At 60.4% G+C, this 18,830-nt stretch carries 19 protein-coding genes; 7 read left to right on the forward strand and 12 right to left on the reverse strand.

Annotated elements, in window-relative coordinates; translation table 11 throughout:
* Nucleotides 1-115: 115 nt before the first annotated feature.
* The 3 genes from V5N47_RS14905 to V5N47_RS14915 are packed head-to-tail and all read left to right on the forward strand — an operon-like array spanning nt 116 to nt 2,128.
* On the forward strand, nt 116-1,189 hold the full coding sequence (locus V5N47_RS14905; RefSeq protein WP_338728644.1) for an NADH:flavin oxidoreductase/NADH oxidase: 1,074 nt from the start codon (nt 116-118) through the stop codon (nt 1,187-1,189).
* 41 nt (nt 1,190-1,230) lie between these two features.
* Nucleotides 1,231-1,713 (forward strand): DUF4112 domain-containing protein, encoded by a 483-nt coding sequence (locus V5N47_RS14910; protein WP_338728646.1) that lies wholly within the window; start codon nt 1,231-1,233, stop codon nt 1,711-1,713.
* A 40-nt stretch (nt 1,714-1,753) separates the two neighbouring features.
* Nucleotides 1,754-2,128, forward strand: coding sequence for a VOC family protein (locus V5N47_RS14915; RefSeq protein ID WP_338728649.1), 375 nt, complete (start codon nt 1,754-1,756; stop codon nt 2,126-2,128).
* Between the two features lie 4 nt (nt 2,129-2,132).
* Here V5N47_RS14915 and V5N47_RS14920 read toward each other — a convergent pair whose 3' ends face one another.
* A complete protein-coding gene (locus tag V5N47_RS14920; RefSeq protein ID WP_338728650.1) occupies nt 2,133-2,417 on the reverse strand; it encodes a DUF3006 domain-containing protein in 285 nt (94 codons plus the stop codon).
* Complete coding sequence (locus tag V5N47_RS14925; RefSeq protein ID WP_338728651.1) at nt 2,417-3,808, reverse strand: lamin tail domain-containing protein; 1,392 nt, start codon at nt 3,806-3,808, stop codon at nt 2,417-2,419. Before V5N47_RS14925 ends, V5N47_RS14920 begins: the two co-directional genes overlap by 1 nt.
* Before the next feature lie 126 nt (nt 3,809-3,934).
* Between V5N47_RS14925 and V5N47_RS14930 the strand changes: the two genes are divergently transcribed.
* The gene (locus V5N47_RS14930; protein ID WP_338728653.1) at nt 3,935-5,260 is read left to right on the forward strand and encodes a DUF4147 domain-containing protein; all 1,326 of its coding nucleotides are present in this window, start codon (nt 3,935-3,937) and stop codon (nt 5,258-5,260) included.
* On the opposite strand, the gene V5N47_RS14935 is transcribed toward V5N47_RS14930, so the two are convergent.
* The 4 genes from V5N47_RS14935 to V5N47_RS14950 form a co-directional block, all read right to left on the reverse strand.
* Nucleotides 5,257-6,618 carry a GntP family permease gene (locus V5N47_RS14935; protein ID WP_338728656.1) on the reverse strand — a complete coding sequence of 454 codons (1,362 nt, stop codon included), beginning with the start codon at nt 6,616-6,618 and terminating at the stop codon, nt 5,257-5,259. The two genes, V5N47_RS14930 and V5N47_RS14935, sit on opposite strands and share 4 nt — an antisense overlap.
* A gap of 105 nt (nt 6,619-6,723) precedes the next feature.
* Nucleotides 6,724-8,079 carry a hypothetical protein gene (locus V5N47_RS14940; RefSeq protein ID WP_338728657.1) on the reverse strand — a complete coding sequence of 452 codons (1,356 nt, stop codon included), beginning with the start codon at nt 8,077-8,079 and terminating at the stop codon, nt 6,724-6,726.
* A gap of 61 nt (nt 8,080-8,140) precedes the next feature.
* Complete coding sequence (locus tag V5N47_RS14945; protein WP_338728658.1) at nt 8,141-8,521, reverse strand: hypothetical protein; 381 nt, start codon at nt 8,519-8,521, stop codon at nt 8,141-8,143.
* A 38-nt stretch (nt 8,522-8,559) separates the two neighbouring features.
* Nucleotides 8,560-10,446, reverse strand: a complete 1,887-nt coding sequence (locus V5N47_RS14950; protein WP_338730310.1) for an ABC transporter ATP-binding protein — start codon at nt 10,444-10,446, stop codon at nt 8,560-8,562.
* Between the two features lie 163 nt (nt 10,447-10,609).
* Between V5N47_RS14950 and lhgO the strand changes: the two genes are divergently transcribed.
* Both lhgO and V5N47_RS14960 read left to right on the forward strand, forming a co-directional pair.
* Complete coding sequence (gene lhgO / locus V5N47_RS14955; protein WP_338728659.1) at nt 10,610-11,812, forward strand: L-2-hydroxyglutarate oxidase; 1,203 nt, start codon at nt 10,610-10,612, stop codon at nt 11,810-11,812.
* 108 nt (nt 11,813-11,920) lie between these two features.
* Nucleotides 11,921-12,346 (forward strand): hypothetical protein, encoded by a 426-nt coding sequence (locus V5N47_RS14960; RefSeq protein WP_338728661.1) that lies wholly within the window; start codon nt 11,921-11,923, stop codon nt 12,344-12,346.
* Nucleotides 12,347-12,394: 48 nt separating this feature from the next.
* On the opposite strand, the gene V5N47_RS14965 is transcribed toward V5N47_RS14960, so the two are convergent.
* From V5N47_RS14965 to V5N47_RS14990, 6 genes are all read right to left on the reverse strand, one after another.
* Nucleotides 12,395-14,389 (reverse strand): TRAP transporter permease, encoded by a 1,995-nt coding sequence (locus tag V5N47_RS14965; RefSeq protein ID WP_338728662.1) that lies wholly within the window; start codon nt 14,387-14,389, stop codon nt 12,395-12,397.
* Nucleotides 14,386-14,880 carry a DUF1850 domain-containing protein gene (locus V5N47_RS14970; protein WP_338728664.1) on the reverse strand — a complete coding sequence of 165 codons (495 nt, stop codon included), beginning with the start codon at nt 14,878-14,880 and terminating at the stop codon, nt 14,386-14,388. The genes V5N47_RS14965 and V5N47_RS14970 overlap by 4 nt, the downstream gene beginning before the upstream one ends.
* Before the next feature lie 8 nt (nt 14,881-14,888).
* The gene (locus tag V5N47_RS14975) at nt 14,889-15,890 is read right to left on the reverse strand and encodes a TAXI family TRAP transporter solute-binding subunit (protein ID WP_338728665.1); all 1,002 of its coding nucleotides are present in this window, start codon (nt 15,888-15,890) and stop codon (nt 14,889-14,891) included.
* Nucleotides 15,891-16,190: 300 nt separating this feature from the next.
* Complete coding sequence (locus V5N47_RS14980; RefSeq protein WP_338728666.1) at nt 16,191-17,009, reverse strand: fumarylacetoacetate hydrolase family protein; 819 nt, start codon at nt 17,007-17,009, stop codon at nt 16,191-16,193.
* Nucleotides 17,010-17,357, reverse strand: a complete 348-nt coding sequence (locus tag V5N47_RS14985; protein WP_338728667.1) for a cupin domain-containing protein — start codon at nt 17,355-17,357, stop codon at nt 17,010-17,012. It lies immediately after the preceding gene.
* A gap of 79 nt (nt 17,358-17,436) precedes the next feature.
* Nucleotides 17,437-18,228 carry an SDR family oxidoreductase gene (locus V5N47_RS14990; RefSeq protein WP_338728668.1) on the reverse strand — a complete coding sequence of 264 codons (792 nt, stop codon included), beginning with the start codon at nt 18,226-18,228 and terminating at the stop codon, nt 17,437-17,439.
* Between the two features lie 189 nt (nt 18,229-18,417).
* On the opposite strand from V5N47_RS14990, the gene V5N47_RS14995 reads away from it, so the two are divergent.
* On the forward strand, nt 18,418-18,830 hold a 413-nt coding region (locus tag V5N47_RS14995), incomplete at its 3' end, for an acyl-CoA dehydrogenase family protein (protein WP_338728669.1).

The following is an 18,830-nucleotide window of genomic DNA, read 5'->3' on the forward strand; positions in this document are numbered from 1 at the left end:
TCACACCCACTCACCAGTGGGTTGTGATACCGGCCAGGAACGCCTGCTCATTGCCCGAGTCGGCAAGCACCTCCACCATACGCGCCCCTTTACGTCAAACTGCCCTACACCAGGTATGTCACATCTCTTCGATCCGCTCACGATCCGAAAAACCACTGCCCGAAACCGAATCATGGTGTCGCCGATGTGCCAATATTCCGCTGACGGAGACGGTCTCGCAACCGACTGGCATATGGTGCACCTCGGAAGCCGCGCGACCGGCGGCGCAGGTATCGTCATGTCAGAAGCAACCGCCATCTCCCCTGTGGGTCGCATTTCACCGGACGACCTCGGTCTCTGGAGTGACGCACACGCAGCCGCGCTCGCGCCCGTCACCCAGTTCATCCGGTCACAGGGTGCGGTTCCCGCCATCCAACTCGCTCACGCCGGACGAAAAGGGAGCCACGCCCCGCCGTTCGAGGGTGGGAACGGCCTCCAACCCGACGACGGCGGGTGGGAGACGCTCGCGCCGAGCGGCCCGTATCCACGCGACGATGCGCCGCGTACCCGTGAGATGACGGCTGACGACATCGAGGACGTGAAAGCGCAGTTCGCAACCTCCGCAAAACTCGCCCTCGATGCCGGGTTCGACATCGCGGAAGTCCACTCAGCGCACGGCTACCTTCTCCACGAGTTCTTCTCCCCCGCGAGCAACCAGCGCGAGGACGAGTACGGCGGGAGTTTCGAGAATCGGGTTCGCCTCACCCGCGAGGTGACCCGCGCCGTCCGCGAGGTGTGGCCTGACGACAAGCCACTGTTCGTGCGCATCTCCGCGACCGACTGGCTCCCTGAGCGTGACTCGTGGACGCTCGACGACTCGGTGCGTCTCGCGCCGTTGCTCGCCGCAGACGGCGCAGACCTCATCGACGTGAGCGCGGGCGGCCTCCACCCCGACCAACAAATCCCCCAGACCGGCCCGAACTATCAGGTGCCGTTCGCAGAGCGCGTTGGCGAAGCCACCGACACGCTCGTCGGCGCGGTTGGCGGGATTACGGACGCAAAGCAAGCAGACGCCCTCATCAGAAACGGGCGGGCAGACCTCGCCATCATCGGCCGAGAACACCTCCGTGACCCGTACTTCGCGCTGCACGCCGCAGAAGAACTCGGCGAGGAAGCCGACTGGCCGAAACAGTACCGCCGCGCCGTCTGAGCACAACAACACAGAAAGCCCCGGCCAGTGTTCTCTCGGTTGTGAGACAAACCCCAGAAGAGCGAACTGAAGAGCGACTCGACACGCTTCGCTCGCTGAGCACGCTACTCGACAACTCGGTTCGTGTCCCGGGGACGAACTACCGCATCGGGCTTGACCCAATCGTCGGCATGCTCCCCGTCGCAGGCGACCTGCCGACGACCGCGCTGTCGGTGTACATTGTTTTCGAAGCCGCCTCTATCGGCGTCCCGCGGGCGACGCTCGGGCGGATGGTCGTGAACCTCGTCGTAGACGCCCTCTTTGGGTCGATTCCCGTGGTCGGCGATGTGTTCGACGCGGTGTGGAAGGCAAACGCGCGCAACGTCGCCCTGCTCGAAGCCCGGCGAGGCGACGCCACCGGGGCGGTCGCAGACGAACGGTATCTGTTACTCGCAAGTGCTGGGCTGTTGTTCGTGCTCGTCGCCATCGCTCTTGGGGTGGTGTCGCTCGTCGTGCTTCTCGCAAATCAGTTCGGTCTCCTGTAACGTCTGCGAGAGGGTTATTCTCGACTCTCACCTACAGCGTATGATGACGCAAACCGGGAGTACAATCACCTGGTTCGAGATTCCGGTACGGGACATACACCGGGCTGTGACGTTCTACACGACCGTCCTCACAATCGACCTGCAAGTAACCAACATGCGTGGGGTTCCCCACGCACTCTTTCCCGTTTCGGGTGGCGTGAGCGGCGCGCTCACCCAGCGCAGAGACGTGAAACCCGCAGAAAACGGCACTCGAATCTACCTTCACGTCGACGGCGACATCAACGACGCTCTCTCGAAGGTCGAACGCGCAGGTGGCCGGGTGCTCACACCAAAAACTTCGCTCGGTGACGAGGGCTTCTACGGCGTGCTGCGCGACTCAGAAGGCAACGCCGTTGGGTTACACTCGACGCGCTAGCGGCTCAGGGCTCTTTTGACTCGGGTGGCCGTTGTGCCAGCCGGTCGAACCGACTCTGGGCGTCTTCCATCCGTTCGTCGGTCGCTTCGTCGTCCGCTGTTACTGATTTTACCACGCCGCCTTCGAGGGCGATGTGGACGACAAGGTTCGCCTCGCGCAGCTCGAAGGGGAGTTTCGACTCGTGTATCACGAGTTCGTCTACGTCTCGCCCCGCTTCTTCGATGAGTAACACCGCGTGTGCGTCTTCGATTCGGTCGATAACTGCGGTGTACGTGCCGTCTGTGACCATCAGTAAGTTACCTCCACTACGACGGTACCTTCGTCGTCCGTGACAGTAACCGTATCGCCGTCGTTGTTCCACACCGGCCCGGAAGCGTCCCAATAGCGGTCGGTGTCGGAATCCGTGCCCGAACCGGTGTGGAGCGTCACCGTCGCGCCCGGGTCGAGCGTCAACTCGGAGAACGTGTACGTCTTGCCCGCTTCGTCGCGCACCGTCCACCCGGCGAGCGAGAGTGGTTCAGAGCCCGTATTCTCGAAGACGAGATACTCGTCGTTCAGATTCTCACCATCCCGCCCTGCGGCGTCAGCGTGCACCTGTTTCACCACCAGCGAGACGCCGCCATCGGGCGTGACTTCGGTCGTCGTCGGTGTTTCTCCGACGGCGATTGCCTCATCACCGCGAACCACGAGGCGGGTTTCAACGGGCGCGTCTAGCCCGGGTGAGACTGGCGCAGCGTTCCGTAGGTCCGCAGCGGCGGTCGGCGCGGCACGCTGGGTTTTCACGGTGAGTGCAGTACCATTGCTCTCCATGACCACGTTCCCGTGGGTCGCCGTCCAAAACGTCGTGATGTCGCGGGCGGCAAAGCGGTCGATAATCTCCTGATGTGGGTGGCCGTAACGCGAGTCGTAATCGCTCGAAATCACCGACACGGCGGGCGTTGCTTCGTCGAGCAGTGCAGGGCTGTTGCTGGTCGAACTGCCGTGGTGGCTCGCTTTCCACACCGTCACATCGAGATTGTAGGCCTCCACGAGATACGCCTCGGCTTCGCGCTCTGCGTCACCCGGAAGGAGTACGCTGTTCGCGCCGTGGGTGACCTTGAGAACGATGCTGTTCTCGTTTCGGTCGTCATCTGCGAGGTAGCCTTCTGGCGGGCTGAGCACCGAAATTTCGACGCCTGCCATCGGGATCGTATCGCCAGCCCGCGTCTGGTAGAGCGGAACGTCGTACTCCTCTACGGCGTCGAGGTAGCGGTCGTAGGTGGCCGTCGAAGCGACGATACCGGAGTCGTACACCGCGCCGACGCCTTCGCCTTCGGTTTCGAAGTATTCGATGACTGCGGCGTTGCCGCCGATGTGGTCTGCGTCCGCGTGCGTCGAAACGAGTGCGTCAAGGCGCGTGATGCCCTGCGCTTTGAGGTAGGCAATGACGTGTTCACCGTCGTCTTTGAAATCACCCGTATCGATGAGCACGGTTTCGCCTTCCGGGCCGACGATGAGTGTGCTATCGCCCTGCCCGACATTGAGATAGTGAATAGCAAGCGTGCCACTCGCCGTCGGCGCCGTCGTCGTCTCCGCTGCGGTTGTTGTGGGCGTCGCGTCGCCGCCACCAAACCCGCCGAGACAGCCTGCAAGGACGACGAGGAGAACGAACAGTCCGGTCGCAACCTGAGCGCGTACCATCACGTTTCGTAGGTGTCGGGGTCACATTACCCTTCTCGCCACCAATCTCGAATGCTGCGGACACAGAAACGCACATACAACTCCACGAAAAAAGGCACACAATCATGCTACGGAAAGGGAGCGCTCGTGTTCGATAATCGGTCGGCACACGCCACGACAACGGCGCGAACCGTCGCACTCGACAGCCTCGAAGCAGGCATCGAAGCCGCCCACCCACGCCGGGTCATCCGCGACTCGGTCTCAATAGACGGTGATACACTCACGATTGCGGGCGAAGCCTACGACCTCACCGACATTGGGAAAATCGTGGTTCTCGGCGGCGGCAACGCGGCCGCCCACGTCGCGTCCGTGCTCGAACCCATCTTGGACGACCGACTCGCTGGCGGCGTCGTGGTCACCGACGACCCAACAGAAACCGACCGCGTGACCGTTCATCGCGGCGACCACCCCGTACCGAGCCAGCGCGGCGTTGACGGCACAACGGTCGTCCGCAATGCTGCCGCCAACGCAGACGAATCGACGCTCGTCCTTGCGGTCATTACGGGTGGCGCGAGCGCGTTGCTCCCTGCGCCCGCCGAGGGTATCTCGCTCGAAGCCCTCCAAGCAACCACCAACGCGCTGCTCGAATCGGGGGCGACCATCCACGAAATCAACGCCGTCAGAAAACATCTGTCTGCGCTCAAAGGCGGGCAACTCGCCCGCATCGCCGCGCCCGCGACCGTCGTCTCGCTCATCTTCTCGGACGTCGTTGGCAACGACCTCTCGGTTATCGGCAGCGGCCCGACGGTTCCAGATGATTCCACCTACGAAGAGGCCCTCTCTGTGCTCTCCGAGTACGACGTGTCGGTTCCAGACGCCGTGCAAAGCCACCTTGAACGCGGTGCGAACGGCACCCTCGCGGAAACCCCGCAGGCTGGCGACCCGATTTTCGACCGCGTCTCGAACCACATCCTCGCGGACAACTTCACGGCGCTCTCAGCCGCAAGCGAGGTGGCTGAAGCTCGTGGCTTCACGCCGCTTATTCTTTCCTCAAGCATCCGTGGCGAGGCACGCGAGGCCGCGAAATCGCACGTCGCTGTCGCAGAGGAAGTGCTTGCGACCGGCAATCCACTTTCTGCACCCGCCGTCCTTCTGGCAGGCGGCGAATGCACCGTGACAGTGCACGGCGATGGCGAGGGCGGCCCGAGCCAAGAGTTTTGCGTGAGCGCGGCGCTCGAACTCGATGCCGAACGCATCACGGTGGCCGCGGTCGATTCAGACGGTATCGACGGCGCAACCGACGTTGCGGGCGCGATTGTCGATACGGACACGATAGCCGACCGCGCTGCTGGCGCGAACGCACTGCGAGAAAATGACGTGTATCCCCTGCTCGCCAAGGCGGGTGCACACCTGCACTCTGGCGCGACGGGGACGAACGTAAACGACCTGCGAATCGTCGTCGTCGACGCTTAAAGCGCCACGGCGACGATATTTCTGAGCACGAGAATCCAGAGGATGCTGGTTACCCCGAGCACGAGCGTTGCGAGCGTCCACGCCTGATACGCCGTGGCCGTCTTCATGTCGGTGAACTCCTTGATTATCCAGAAGTAGGAGTCGTTCGCGTGGCTCACGGTCATGCTCCCCGCGCCGATTGCGAGGACGGCGAACACGCGCCCCCACGTCGTAGCGAGGCCGAGTTCGGGAAGCAGTGGCGCAATGAGGCCCGCCGTCGTGACGATGGAGACGGTCGAGGAGCCAAGCGCGGACTTGAGCGCGGCGGCGATGATGAACGCGGCGACGAGACCGATCCCGAGGCCGCCGAAGGTGTCACCGATGAAGCCCTTGAGTGGGAGGGCTTTGAGCACTGTCCCGAACGCACCGCCCGCGCCGGTCACGGCGAGGATGATGGCGGCGTTTTTGATGCCGTCGCCGACCCACTCGCTCGTGACGTCTTCTGAGTAGTCGGGGACGATGGCAAACCCGACAAACGCGCCGATGAGGAGCGCAACGGCCGGGTCACCGAGGAACAGCAGTGCGGACTGTGCAGTTCCGGTGATGAACGCCGGATTCTCTGCTTCCGGGTAGGCCGCGATGCTCCCAAGCGTGATGAGCACGATGGGGACGAGCAGCGGTGCGAACGACGCTGCTTTCGAGGGGAGCCGCCCATATTCGGCCTTGATATCCTCGATGGTCATGTCCGGGTTCGGGTCGATGTGGTATTTTGATGCAACCGTTGACGCCCACTTTGCGGCGACGAGCGTCACTGGCACCGAGACGAGGATTCCGGCAATCATGACGAGGCCGATGTCTGCACCGAGAATCCCGGCGGCGGCAATCGGGCCGGGCGTTGGCGGCACGAAGACGTGCGTGGCGTAGAGCCCGCCTGCGAGCGCGACACCGAGCGTCGCAAGGGAGAGTTTCGACCGCTCTGCGAGCGACCGGTTCAGCCCGGAGAGGATGATGAACCCGGAGTCACAGAACACGGGAATGCTCACGACGCTGCCCGTGATGGCCATGACTGTGGTCGTGTGTTCCTCGCCAATGAGGTCTAAGATGCTCTCTGCGATGACGATTGCCGCACCCGTCCGTTCTAGGATGATGCCGATAATCGTCCCCGCCAGGATGACCACGCCGATGTAGGCGAGGACGCCACCGAACCCTTCGGTGACGAGTGAGGCAACCTCTGTCGGGTCGAGCCCGGCGAGCAGCCCCGTCCCGTAGGCGGCGATGAGCAACGCGAGGAACGCGTGGAGGTTCAACTTGGCCGTCGCCAGAATGATGAAGGCGACTGCACCAAGGAGCAACAGTACCAATGGGAGTCCTTCTAGCATACACCAAAGCCTCAGTAACCTTCGGTATAAAATTTAATAATGAATGATCTGGCGAAAATTTTGCGTGAATTTGTTGACAGCCGTGAACGAAACGCCCGTTGCCGATTACTTCACGGTCAAATTCTCGATGATGAATTCGGTGTCGCCGTGGTCACCGTTTCCGCACACGTCAGAGGGTTCGATAAGCGCCGCGATTAACACCTCCTTCTCAGGGTCCACTGAAACGGTTTGTTCGATGTGCCCGGTCGTTTCCTCGTAGGCGGCTTTTTCGATGTCGCTGCGCGCGAAATAGAGCAATTCACTCTCTTGGGCGACGATGAAATCCGGGATTTCGTACCAGCCCTCTGCCCGAACTGTGTAATCGAACGCCACCGTGACCGAGTCGCCCGGAGCCGGGATTCGTTGTGAGGCCGTTGCACGCGAACACTTGTGCACAGTAAGTTCGAGCGTGCTGTCGTCGCCGACGTTCACGCGGGCGTCGCCTTCCGTCGAAATCTCCCAGTTTTCCGGGGAGATGCCGTATTTGGCTTCGGGTGCGATGGGGAACTGTTCTGAGACGGTTGCCTCATCGGTATCGACAGTCACAGTGAGTACAGCGAGCGTCCCTTCCTGTGAGATCTCCCAGTCAAATTCGTCGAGCGATGTTTCTGCCACCCACGTCTCAATCGGGTCGAGGTCGACCTGCCCTTTCTCAGCGAACGCAATCGTCCACGTCAAGTCGGCTTGCTCCTCGCCAATCGACACGCTCGTTCCCCAGCCAACGGCTCCTTCGAACGCGCCAGCCTTTGGGTTAGTTTCTTCGCGTTCTGCGTGTGGGACGAGTTTCACGAACTCGCCGTCGTGGCGTTCGTCCATGGCTGTGAGGCTGTCCGAGGCTTCGAGATAGCCATCTTCTTCGCCCATTGAGGTTTCGATGACCGCTTCGACCACCGACTGGCCCGACTCGAACGCTGCGCCCGACGAGCCACCCTTTGTGGCTCCCGGTGGCCCTGCCAAGATGAACTGAGAATCGCTCACACCGGCGCTCACGTCAAATTGTTCGTCCGTGTAGATGGTGAACGACCCAATCTCGTCTTCGTCGTCCAGTCCGAGGTCTTCTAAGTCAGAAACGAGCAACTCCGTGTCGAACTCGCCGTGTTCGATGCGAAAGGCGGGCGTGTCGATGCGCGTCGAAATCTCATCGAAGTCGATGAGTTCAAACTGTGGCCTCCTCCCGGCTGCGCGCAAGGTCGCTTCTGTGTCGGTCGAAATGTAACGGTCTGCCTCGTCGATTGCGGCTGGGTTGGTTCGCGTGATGGCATACGCACCATTCACCTCGATGGCCGCCGGTTCGGGAAGCCACGCGAGGGAGGCCGACTCACCGCTACTGTCGGTCAGCGAGGAAAGTTGCGAACAGCCAGCAAGCGCACCAACAGATAGTCCAGTGAGCGACGTGAGGATCGAGCGACGTGACGGATGCATTCCTCATAGCTCTCAGATAAAAGATAATATTACTTTCGGAGTATGTGTTTATTGTAGACAGTTAGAACGCACTCTCACGTCCGTCTGCGAAGGCGGCAATTTGGGCTTTCGCGGCTTCGACAGAAGTTGTTCCAGTGGCCAGTCCATCGAGAATCTCGCGGTGAAGCACGAGCTCCTCACTCACTTGCTCGTTGTACCGTTCCATCTCCTCTAGGTGGGCGGCGACCGAGAGTGAGTCATCCGCGACGGCCTCCGGATTGAGTGTCTCCGTTTTTTCGAGGCGCTCGCCGAGCTCTTCGAGCGTCGCATCCTGCTCGGTTCGAATCGCCTCAAGCTCGTCGAGCACGCTCGCTAAGTGTTCGATACGGTCTGTGAGCACGACTGCGAGGTGTTCTACGTCGCCAGATTCGATTGCAGAAACACGTCGCAGAAATTCGTCCATAATTAGTGAGGGAGATGCAGGCAAAAAAGCGCGCCGCCTCAGTTTTCCCCACCCACGTCGGCTTCGGCAAACTCAGCTTCTGCAACCTCCGCGCGGCGTCGAATCGCCCGTTCGATGAATTCGGGTGGCAAGTCGTCGATTTCGCCCGCCTGCACCCGCCAAAGGTTGGCGTAGAGGTCGTCGTTGTCGATGAGTTGCTTGTGCGTCCCGCGCTCGACAATGCGCCCATCGTCCAAGACGATAATCTCGTCTGCCTGCCGGATGGTCGAGAGGCGATGGGCAATCGCAAACGTCGTCTTCGCTGCGGCAAGCCGGTTCAGACTGCGCTGGATGAGGGCTTCCGTCTCCGTATCGACGTGGCTCGTCGCCTCATCTAAGATGAGCAGCGGCGGGTCTTTGAGAATCGTCCGTGCAATCGAAATGCGCTGGCGTTGGCCCCCAGACAGTTTCACGCCGCGTTCGCCAACCATCGTGTCGTAGCCGTCGGGGAGGTTCATGATGAACTCGTGTGCCTCAGCGCCCTTTGCGGCATCCACGATCGCCTCGTCGTCCGCGTCGAACGTCCCGTAGGCGATGTTCTCTTTGACCGTCCCGTAGAACAAGAACGGGTCTTGGCTGACATAGCCAATCGCTCGCCGGAGGCTTTGGGTGTTCACGTCGCGGATGTCCGTCCCATCGATGCGGACGTGCCCTGAATCGGTGTCGTACATTCGAACGAGCAGTTTGAGCAGCGTTGATTTTCCCGCACCCGTCGGGCCAACGACGCCGAGCAACTGCCCACGCGTTGCAGTGAGCGAGACGTCGTGTAAGACCGGTTCATCAGCCTTTGCGTAGCCAAAGGATACGTCGTCGTACTCGACCGTGCCCGCCGTCACGACGAGGTCGGGGTCGGCCGCCGATTCCATGTGCGTTGCCGTCTCGCCCATGAGTCCGAAGATGCGCGCGCTGCTCGCCTTCGCGCGCTGGTACATGTTGATGATTTGCCCGAACTGCGCCATTGGCCAGATGAACTGCTGGGTGTACACCATGAACGTCACGAACTGGCCCGCAGTCAGGGTTCCCGGCAAGCCCGCGGGCGCACCGTTCAACACCCAGAAGCCGCCGACAGCGAACGTGACCGCGAAGCCGAGGCCGGTAATCACGCCGAGGCCGGGGAAAAAGACGATGCGCGTCGTGATGGCGTCCCAGTTGGTGTCGAAATAATGCTGAGAGGCGCCTTCGACGCGCTCTACCTCGTAACTCTCTGCGTTCTCGGTTTTGATGACCTGAATCCCGCCGATGTTGTTTTCGAGGCGGCTGTTGAGCGCGCCGACGCTCGCGCGGACGGCGGCGTATTTCGGCTGAATCTGCTTGACGAACAAGTAGGTGAACACGGCGAGGATGGGCACGGGGAGCAGGGCGACGAGCGCGAGCGGCCAGTTGATAGCGAACATGATGACGCCAATCCCAAGCACCATCACGCCGATTCGCAGGGCGGAGCTGATTCCCTCGTTCAGGAACGTCTCCAACTGGTTCACGTCGTTGTTGAGAATCGAGAGCATCTCGCCGGTCTGTTTCTCGTCGAAAAAGCCCATGTCAAGCAGCTGCATCGTGTCGTAGGTATCGACGCGCAGGGCGTGCTGGACGTGTTGGGCGAAGTTGTTCCAGCCCCAGTTTGCGAGCCACTGGAAGACAGCACCGACGACGGTTGCTCCGGCGATGACACCAATCGAGAGCCAGAGCAGGCCCGTCTGCGTGGTCGGAACCCACGCCTGCGGAAGAAACGGAAGGGCGTACTCGCGCTGGCTCACGAACACGGCGTCGATGGCGAGGCCGAGAACGAACGGCGAGATGAGGCCAACGCTGCGGGAGGTGAGCGTCCCGAGGACGCCAAGGATGGCCTGTGGAACCTGTGCCTTGCCGTACTCTGCGTACAGCCGCCACATGGGGTTCGTCTGCACCTGCGAGCGCAGACGGGCGACACGGGTGGTTTGGGCGGATGGCTGCTCTGTCACTTCCCTAGAGAGAGGCGCGGAATCGTTATCCCCTTGCCGCCGGGAAAGCGCCACACACAAACCGGCGGCCCACAGAGTGTGGTAGCAAGCATCTATGACCAGCCACGATGTCGCCATCATCGGCGGTGGCTGCGTCGGGTTATCGGTCGCAAAGCACCTCGCCGCGCGCACTGACCTCGACGTCGCCGTCCTCGAAAAAGAGCATCACCTCGCTGCCCACCAGAGCGGTCGCAATTCAGGCGTTCTCCATCCCGGCTTCAACTATCCGCCAGAATCGAAAAAAGCGCGATTCGCCACCGAAGGCACCCGCCGGATGAAAGCCTACTGCGCAGAACACGACATCCCGTGTGACGAACTCGGCGTCCTCGTCGTCGCGACGAACGACAAAGAAGAACGCCGCCTCCACGACCTTGCAGAGCAGGCGGAAGCAAACGGCGTCGAATGGGAGATTCTGGAATCACAAGCCGAAATCCGCAAACACGAACCGCACGCCGTTGGCCAAGCGGCCCTCTACGCGCCGGAAGCCGCATCCGTGGACTCCCAACAGTACGTCTACACGCTCGCCCGCGAAGTGCAGAAAGCCGGCGTCTCGCTCTACCTCGGCCACGCCGTCTCACGGATTCGCCACACGGAGACGGGCTACTGTCTCACCACGTCTAACAGCACCATCAACGCCGACTACCTCGTGAACGCCGCCGGACTTCATGCGGACACCCTCGCGAAGCAGGTCGGCGTCGGAGAACAGTATCAGGTCGTCCCCTTTCGCGGCGAGTACTACGAACTCACCCCCGAGAAAGCCCACCTCTGTCAAACGATGATTTACCCGACGCCCGACCCAGAACTACCGTTTCTTGGGGTTCACTACACCCGCCGCGCAGACGGGAAGGTCATCGTCGGTCCGAACGCTGTCCTCGCCTTCGGCCGCGAAGCCTACAAGAATACGCAGTTCGACCTCGAAGAACTGAAAGAGACGCTGACGTACGACGGCTTCCTGAAACTCATCGCCTCGCCGATGATGCTCAAAGTGGCGTGGGACGAACTCAATAAATCGTATCGAAAGGAGAAGTTCGCAGAAGCCTCCCAGAAGTTGGTCCCCGAGGTGCGCGAAGCAGACTTGAACAAGAGTTATGCAGGCATTCGCGCCCAACTCGTGACCGACGATGGCGAACTCGTCAAAGACCCGTTGTTCATCGAAACCGATGACGCTGTTCACATCTTAAACGCTGTTTCTCCCGGCCTAACGTCCTCGCTGCCGTTCGGTGAGGAGATTGCGAAAAAGATAGAAGCAAAGGAGTGAGCGACAGTCGCTGCAATTGATGCTTAACGGTGAGTGTGTCACACCGACTGCTCGTTTTTCAATTTATTACTTTACCGCCCGCCAGTAACCCATTACTGAGGTTTCCAGATGAACAGTAAGCTAGTTATCGCTGTCACCTTCGTATTGCTCGTTTCCCTATCGGGTGTCGCCGCCGCGCATCCCGGACTCGGAATTTACAAAGACATCGAACGAGCGGAAGCAGACGGCTACGTCCAGATCTCTCCGTGCGTACCGGGCATGGGGTATCACTACGGAAAGGTCGCTGAAATTGACGGCGACGTGAATACGGCATCGCCAGAGGTACTCGTGTACGCCTACAAAGACGGTGAGCTCACGCTCGTCGCCGTGGAGTACATCGCGACTGAGGAGTTCAGACTTTTCGGCAAGCACGCCCACCCATTCGATGTGATTCCGGGAACGTACGCGATTCACTCGTGGCTGTTCCTATCGAATCCCGACGGGCTGACGACCGACTTCAACCCACGGGTTGACGCGAACTGCAACGTCGTCTAACACCGTCGCTATTTTTGAGAGAAAAATCAAGAAAGCAGAGAGGATCGGTTAGTCTGCGCCAGCCGGTGCCGTCGCCTTCGGCCCTTTGTTCAGCGTGTACTGCTTGAGCAGGACGGCTGCGATAATCGCGAAGCCGACGATGTCAGTCGTCAGGCCGGGTGCGATGAGCACCACGGCACCGATGATGAGTGCTGTGCGCTCAAGGTAGCTCGCTGCCGTGTAGAGGAAGCCTTGCGTCCCCGCAGACAGCGCGAGCACGCCAATAATGCCGGACGTTGCCCCGATTACGATTTCTGTCGTACTCCCGATGAGCAGGAGCTGTGGCCCGTAAACGAACATGTAGGGCACGAGGAAGCCAGCGGCGGCGAGGTTCAGCGCGGTAAACCCTGTTTTCCACGGGTCAGATTCCGCAATCCCGCTCGCGGTGAACACAGCGAGCATAATTGGCGGCGTAATCGCGCTGATGATGCCGAAGTAGAAGATGAACAGGTGGGCTGCGAGCAGTTCGACGCCCATCGCGGTGAGTGCGGGTGCGCCGAGTGCGGCGAGCACGACGTAGGCAGCCGTGGTTGGCAGGCCCATCCCGAGGATAATCGAGGTGAGCATCGTCAGGATGAGCGCGATGATGAGCACGCCACCCGATGCGCTCGTGATGAGCGTGCTGAACTTCAGCCCGAGGCCGGTGAGCGTGACCATGCCGACGACGAGGCCAGCGGTGGCACAGGCTGCGGCCACGACGATGGTCATGCGCATCCCGCGTTCGAGTGCGGCGATAGCCATCTCGATGGCGTTGCGCCCGAGTCGCGTTACCGTACTCGTGTCACCCTTCGTGAGCGCGCCAACGAACTCTTTGGCCGTCGAGAGTGGAATCGCGACGACGAGCGTCAGCATGATGGCGTAGAACGCGGCCTTCATCGCGGAGTTACCCTGCACCAGCATGTAGACGAGCAAGATGAGCGGAATCAGGAAGTGTGCGCCCGTCTTGAGCAAATGCCATGGGTCGGGCAGGTCTTCGGCATCAACGCCTTCTAAGCCCTGCTTTTTCGCGCGGAAGTGAACGGCCGCGCCAATCGAGAGGAAGTAGAGCAACGCCGGAATCGACGCTGCGGCGATGATAGTCACATACGAGATACCCGTCCACGAGGACATGATGAACGCACCTGCGCCCATCACGGGTGGCATGATCTGCCCACCCGAGGATGCGGCGGATTCGACGGCGGCGGCGTAGCGCGATTTGAACCCGGTACGCTTCATGAGCGGGATGGTGAACGCGCCGGTGGTCGCGGTGTTTGCAACCGCACTGCCGTTCAGGCTCGCGAGGAAGCCACTCGCCATCACGGAGGTCTTTGCCGGGCCACCGGTCGTCCGGCCCGTCGCGCCGTAGGCGAGGTCGATGAACCAGTCACCGATGCCGGTCACCTCGAGGAACGCCCCAAGGATGATGAACACGACGACGAACGTCGCGGAGACGCCGAGTGGAATCCCAAAGATACCCTCAGTCGTGAGATACGTGTGGGAGATGATGCGTTCGATTGAGTAGCCACGGTGGATAATCGGCTGTGGCATGAGCCGTCCCCAATAGGCGTAGGCGAGGAACGAACCAGCGATGATAGGCAGCGCACGTCCGGTCGCCCGACGGGTGATTTCGAGCACGACGAGGATGGTGACGGCCCCGAACACGAGGTCGGCCATCACGGGGTCGCCAGAGCGTTCTGCAAGCGTCCCGAACTCGATAGCGTAGGCGATATACAGCACGCTCGGTATCGAGATGAGCAGCAACAACCAGTCGTACCACGGCACGCCCTCGTTGTCTTTCTCGCGGGCGGGGAAGAGCAAGAAAGCGAGGATGGTGACGAACGCGAGGTGGAGCGGCCGGTTGATGAACGCCCCGGGTGTCCCGAAGCCGGCGGTGTAGATGTGGTAGGTGCCTGCGATGACGGCCACGGCCATCGCGAGGTAGCGGGCGAATCCACTGATGCGCCTCGTCTTTTTGGTTTCCGCTTCGGTCTGTTCTTCTGTGTCTGCGTCAGGTGTATCAGTCATAGCTTTGCTTTGGCTTTGAGATAGACATATTCGAGATACGAAACCCGCTCTGCAGAGAGTCTGAGCGTGTCCCATCGGTCTGCATATTCAGTGAGTGGCGTCTGTTCGTCCTCGACGACGAGCGATTGGTTGGTGTACGTCGCAACCCGGAGGGCGAACGAGTCGAACTCGCGCTCCATGTGGAGGACGGTGAAGTTCCCGACCCGCTCTTGGTCTCGTTCGGTGTATTCGAGACCAATTGCAAAGTACTGAAACTCCTCACGTATCTGGACGAGTTTCCCATCTCTGATGACGAACACTTCGTGGATGGGCGTTTTGTCGAACGAATGAATGTAATGGATGGCGAACTCCTGGCCGGGGTCTAGTTGTTCGACGCCGACCGTTTCGCCAGTCCGTGCGTCTTGAATGTGAAGAACAGTCACACCCGTTGTTGCGCCAGCACCCACGAGTAAACAGCACGCGACGAGGATGGCGGCTACACGGGTGCGCATAGTTTCGTTTAGAGTCCGGCTTCGTCGAAGTATTTCTTGGAACCGGAGTGGAGTTCGATTGGTGCGGCGCGGGCCGTCCCTTCGAACTGGTTGGCTGCTGGGTGGACTTCAGCGAGTTTGTCGAGGTGCTCGAAGATGGTCTTCGTCAGCTCGTAGGCGAGGTCTTCGCTCATGTCACTCTGGACGACCATCGTGTTGGTGACGCCCGGAACGCTCACATCTTCGTCAACACCGTCGTAGGTGCCTGCTGGGATGGTGCCCTTTGCGTAGTAGTCGTACTCGGAGGTGATCTGGTCTAAGTCTTCGTCGGGGAACTGCACGAACGCGATGTCGCGCTGGCTTGCGAGGTTCTGAATCGAGGATGCTGGGTAGGCAACCGACCAGAAACCAGCGTCAACCTGCCCGTCCTGAATCGCCGTTGCGGTCTCAGAGAAGGAGAGACGTTGGGCGTCGATGTCGTCGTACGTGAGGTCGTACCAGCCGAGCAGTTCCTTTGCGATGACTTCCGTCCCGGAGCCGGGCGCACCGACGGAGATGGTCTTGCCTTCCATGTCCGGGATGGTCTCAATGCCCGAGTCTTTCGTCGTGATGACCTGCGTGCTGTTCTGGTAGGCACCGAACGCAGCCTTCAGGTCAAGCGACTCGTCGAAGTCGCCTTCGCCGTTCACAGCGAGGAGGACGGCGTTCCCGAGGGCGAGGGCCATCGTCATCTCGCCGTCAGCGACGAGCCGACAGTTCTCGACAGAGGCACCCGTTGACTCTGCGGTTGCTTCGACGCTTTCCATGTTGTTGTTGAGGATGTCTGCCATCCCACCACCGAGTGGGAAGTAGACACCGCCTGTGCCACCGGTGCCGATGGTGACGAACTGCTGTTCACCGTCTCCACCGTCGCCACCAGAGCCACCAGGCCCGCCGGAACAGCCGGCGATTGCGGCCGCTGCGGCCACTCCTGCACTTGATTTTAAAAAGCTACGGCGGTCGATACCGTGTTCTGAATTGCCACGAACCATACCCGAAAACCCTGATAGATAGCAATAAAGGTGACGAATAGAGGACTATATAATTATTTTTGTCATAGATTAGAAAACCAGCAACAGACGACCCCATACGACCGAATTTTTCCAATAGATTGTGTGTTTATATTATCCTATTCAATTGCACGAATATCCTCACTTTATACCTGAGCTACGTTCCGTTACCCGACAAGCGTTTAGCTGCCATCAAAAAAATGGACATCCGCCCACCACCAAAAGAGTGTGTTTTGCTGACAGTGAATATTCCGTCGCTGTCTCGGTAGTGAGCCAGCGTCGTTATTTCACGTCGCTTTCGAGGGTGCCAACTGGCTCGACCACGGCTTTGACCGCATCGCCCGGCTTGATGACACCGGCCCCAGGCGTCCCCGTGCTAATCACGTCACCCGGCTCGAACGTCATGACCTGAGAGTGGAACGCCACGAGTTCTGGCGGCTTGAACAACATTCCCTCGAGCGTGTTCTCTGCGACGATCTCGTCGTTTACGACCGTCTGGACGGAGACGTCATCGAGGAAGGCAGCAGGCGAGTCTGGGACGGCAATCCATGGCCCGGTGACGAGGAACGTATCGAAGCTCTTTGCGCGGGTGAGGAATCGTGGGTTCTTCTCTAAGATGTCCTCAGACGTCATGTCGATGATGGGCACGAATCCGGCAACAACATCGTCGAACTCGGCTTCGGAGACGTGCGAGAACGTCCGCCCCATGACGACGCCGAGTTCTGCCTCTGCGGTCACGCGATTCGTAACCTCCTCGTCGGGGAGTCGAATCGGGCCACCTGGGCCGGTTGCAGTGCTCGGTGGTTTCACGAAACTCGCGGGTTCTTCGGGGCGAATCTCGTCTAAGTCTGCGGCGTGGTCTGCATAATTGAGCCCAATTCCCCAGAGCTTTTTCACGGGGGAAAGTGGCAGGCCAAACGAAATGTCTGCTGGCGGAATGCGCTGTGCCCGAGCGTCACCCGGCGCAGGCAGACCGTCGGGAGCCTGCGTCAAGGCAGCTTCGATGGTTTCCAATGTTGGATCGGCCGCGGAGAGTGGCACGAAGCCCTCGTCGTCACCGAGCAGTGGCGTCCCGTCCGCACTGCGTGCAAGATACCGCATTTATTCTTCCCGGTCGGTCCAGAAGTCGAAGCTCCGACCCGGTGCGAACACGTCAAGGCCGACGGCGAGTTCGTCGCCCGTGTTCTCGACGCGGTGGGACTCCCACGCATCCAGCCAGACAGAGTCGTACTGAGAGAGAGTGACTTCGTCGTCTTCGGTGTAGATGGTGAGTTCGCCCTTGAGCACGAGACAGACCTGCTCGTTTTCGTGGTCGTGCATCGGTGAGGAGTGGCCCGGCGGCTTCTCGAACCACTCGAAGGTGAATTTGTCACTGCCAGCAAGCGAGACCCGCCGCCATCCCTCGTCCGGTTCATACGTTTCTGCCTCGTCAAAATCGACTTGCTTCATGCCCGCTTGCTTTTTGCGGGGTAGTCATTAGTCTAGCGATAGACTGTCACATACTGCAAAAAGCGAGGGAGGGCGTCAGTTACAGGTTGGAGTTGCCGAGACCACCGTCGATTGGCAACGCCGTGCCGTTGATGTAGCCCGAAAGCGGCGAGGAGAGGTAGGCAACGGTGTCACCGAGTTCCATTGGCTTGCCAATTCGGGTGAGAGGGTTCGACTCCCCACGGGCTGCGAGGCCGTCTTCGTAGGAGGCGTACTCCCCACGTTCGACGCCCTGTTCGATGAGGTCGCGGATGCGCCGGGTCTCGTGAGGGCCAGGAAGAACCGAGTTCACGCGGATTTCGGGGGCGAGTTCGCGCGACAGCGTTTTCTCTAAGCCGATGACGCTCATGCGGACCGCGTTCGAGAGCACGAGCGACGGGATGGCTTCTTTGACGCTGCGGGAGGTGATGTTGACGACCGTGCCGCCATCGCCTGCGGCGAGGTGGTCTGCCGATTCGCGGACGAGTCGAACGACGCTCATGACGAGCAGGTCGAAGGCGTCGTACCAGTCTTCGTCGGTGGTCTCGAGGAACGGCCCCGATGGTGGGCCGCCCGCGGAGGTGACGAGGTGGTCGAGACTGCCGAACTCTGAGACCGTCGTCTGAACGAGGTTCTCGATGTCGTCGGCTTCGGTGAGGTCTGCCTGGACGCCGATGACCTCGCCCGTTGCGACCTCACGAATTTCTTCTACGGCTTCGTCGAGTGAGTCCTGCGAGCGACCGTTGACGACAACGTTCGCGCCTTCGCGTGCGAGCGCCTTCGCGGATGCTTTGCCGAGACCACTACTTGATGCGGTGACGAGCGCGGTGTTGCCCGAAATTTGTAGGTCCATGTGTGACAGCACTTGACCCCCACACTTAGGAGTACTGTTGGCGGTATCGGTCGTGAAAATGCCCAGCCAGCACCGCTGCGGTTCGCGTACGCATTGACGACGAATGCTGGACGCCAGAGACGGAGGAATTTGCCGAGAAAACCCCATCGAAATAGTTTAACCCGGTTTTTCCAAATGCCTTAGTAGACTATGTTAGATTTCGTCTCACTAGAATCTGACCTTTCAGCCGAAGAGCGGATGGTCATGGAGACTGCCCGCGAATTCGTCGAAAAAGAGGTCAAACCAGACATTGGCGAGCACTTCATCGAAGGGACGTTCCCGACGGAACTCATCTCACAACTTGGGGAACTCGGCTTTTTCGCACCAAACCTTGAGGGGTACGGGCTGCCGGGCATCAGCGAAACCGCGTACGGGCTGTTGATGCAGGAACTCGAGGCGGGCGACTCGGGACTGCGTTCGATGGCAAGCGTGCAGGGGGCGCTTGTGATGTACCCCATCCACAGCTATGGCAGCGAAGAACAGAAAGAGCGGTGGTTGCCTGACATGGGAACTGGTGACGCCATTGGCTGTTTCGGTCTGACGGAACCAAATCACGGGTCGAA

The organism is Haladaptatus sp. DJG-WS-42 (assembly GCF_037198285.1).
In the GTDB taxonomy this organism is placed as follows: Archaea; Halobacteriota; Halobacteria; order Halobacteriales; family Halococcaceae; genus QDMS2.

Excerpts from the sequence above, each read along its gene's own strand:
- V5N47_RS14945 (WP_338728658.1), bottom strand. The coding sequence starts at position 8,521 with ATGGACGAATTTCTGCGACGTGTTTCTGCAATCGAATCTGGCGACGTA.
- V5N47_RS14960 (WP_338728661.1), top strand. The coding sequence starts at position 11,921 with ATGAACAGTAAGCTAGTTATCGCTGTCACCTTCGTATTGCTCGTTTCC.
- V5N47_RS14940 (WP_338728657.1), bottom strand. The coding sequence starts at position 8,079 with ATGCATCCGTCACGTCGCTCGATCCTCACGTCGCTCACTGGACTATCT.
- V5N47_RS14990 (WP_338728668.1), bottom strand. The coding sequence starts at position 18,228 with ATGGACCTACAAATTTCGGGCAACACCGCGCTCGTCACCGCATCAAGT.
- V5N47_RS14980 (WP_338728666.1), bottom strand. The coding sequence starts at position 17,009 with ATGCGGTATCTTGCACGCAGTGCGGACGGGACGCCACTGCTCGGTGAC.
- V5N47_RS14965 (WP_338728662.1), bottom strand. The coding sequence starts at position 14,389 with ATGACTGATACACCTGACGCAGACACAGAAGAACAGACCGAAGCGGAA.
- V5N47_RS14985 (WP_338728667.1), bottom strand. The coding sequence starts at position 17,357 with ATGAAGCAAGTCGATTTTGACGAGGCAGAAACGTATGAACCGGACGAG.
- V5N47_RS14935 (WP_338728656.1), bottom strand. The coding sequence starts at position 6,618 with ATGCTAGAAGGACTCCCATTGGTACTGTTGCTCCTTGGTGCAGTCGCC.
- V5N47_RS14920 (WP_338728650.1), bottom strand. The coding sequence starts at position 2,417 with ATGGTCACAGACGGCACGTACACCGCAGTTATCGACCGAATCGAAGAC.
- V5N47_RS14950 (WP_338730310.1), bottom strand. The coding sequence starts at position 10,446 with ATGTGGCGGCTGTACGCAGAGTACGGCAAGGCACAGGTTCCACAGGCC.
- V5N47_RS14925 (WP_338728651.1), bottom strand. The coding sequence starts at position 3,808 with ATGGTACGCGCTCAGGTTGCGACCGGACTGTTCGTTCTCCTCGTCGTC.
- V5N47_RS14915 (WP_338728649.1), top strand. The coding sequence starts at position 1,754 with ATGATGACGCAAACCGGGAGTACAATCACCTGGTTCGAGATTCCGGTA.
- V5N47_RS14975 (WP_338728665.1), bottom strand. The coding sequence starts at position 15,890 with ATGGTTCGTGGCAATTCAGAACACGGTATCGACCGCCGTAGCTTTTTA.
- lhgO (WP_338728659.1), top strand. The coding sequence starts at position 10,610 with ATGACCAGCCACGATGTCGCCATCATCGGCGGTGGCTGCGTCGGGTTA.
- V5N47_RS14905 (WP_338728644.1), top strand. The coding sequence starts at position 116 with ATGTCACATCTCTTCGATCCGCTCACGATCCGAAAAACCACTGCCCGA.
- V5N47_RS14970 (WP_338728664.1), bottom strand. The coding sequence starts at position 14,880 with ATGCGCACCCGTGTAGCCGCCATCCTCGTCGCGTGCTGTTTACTCGTG.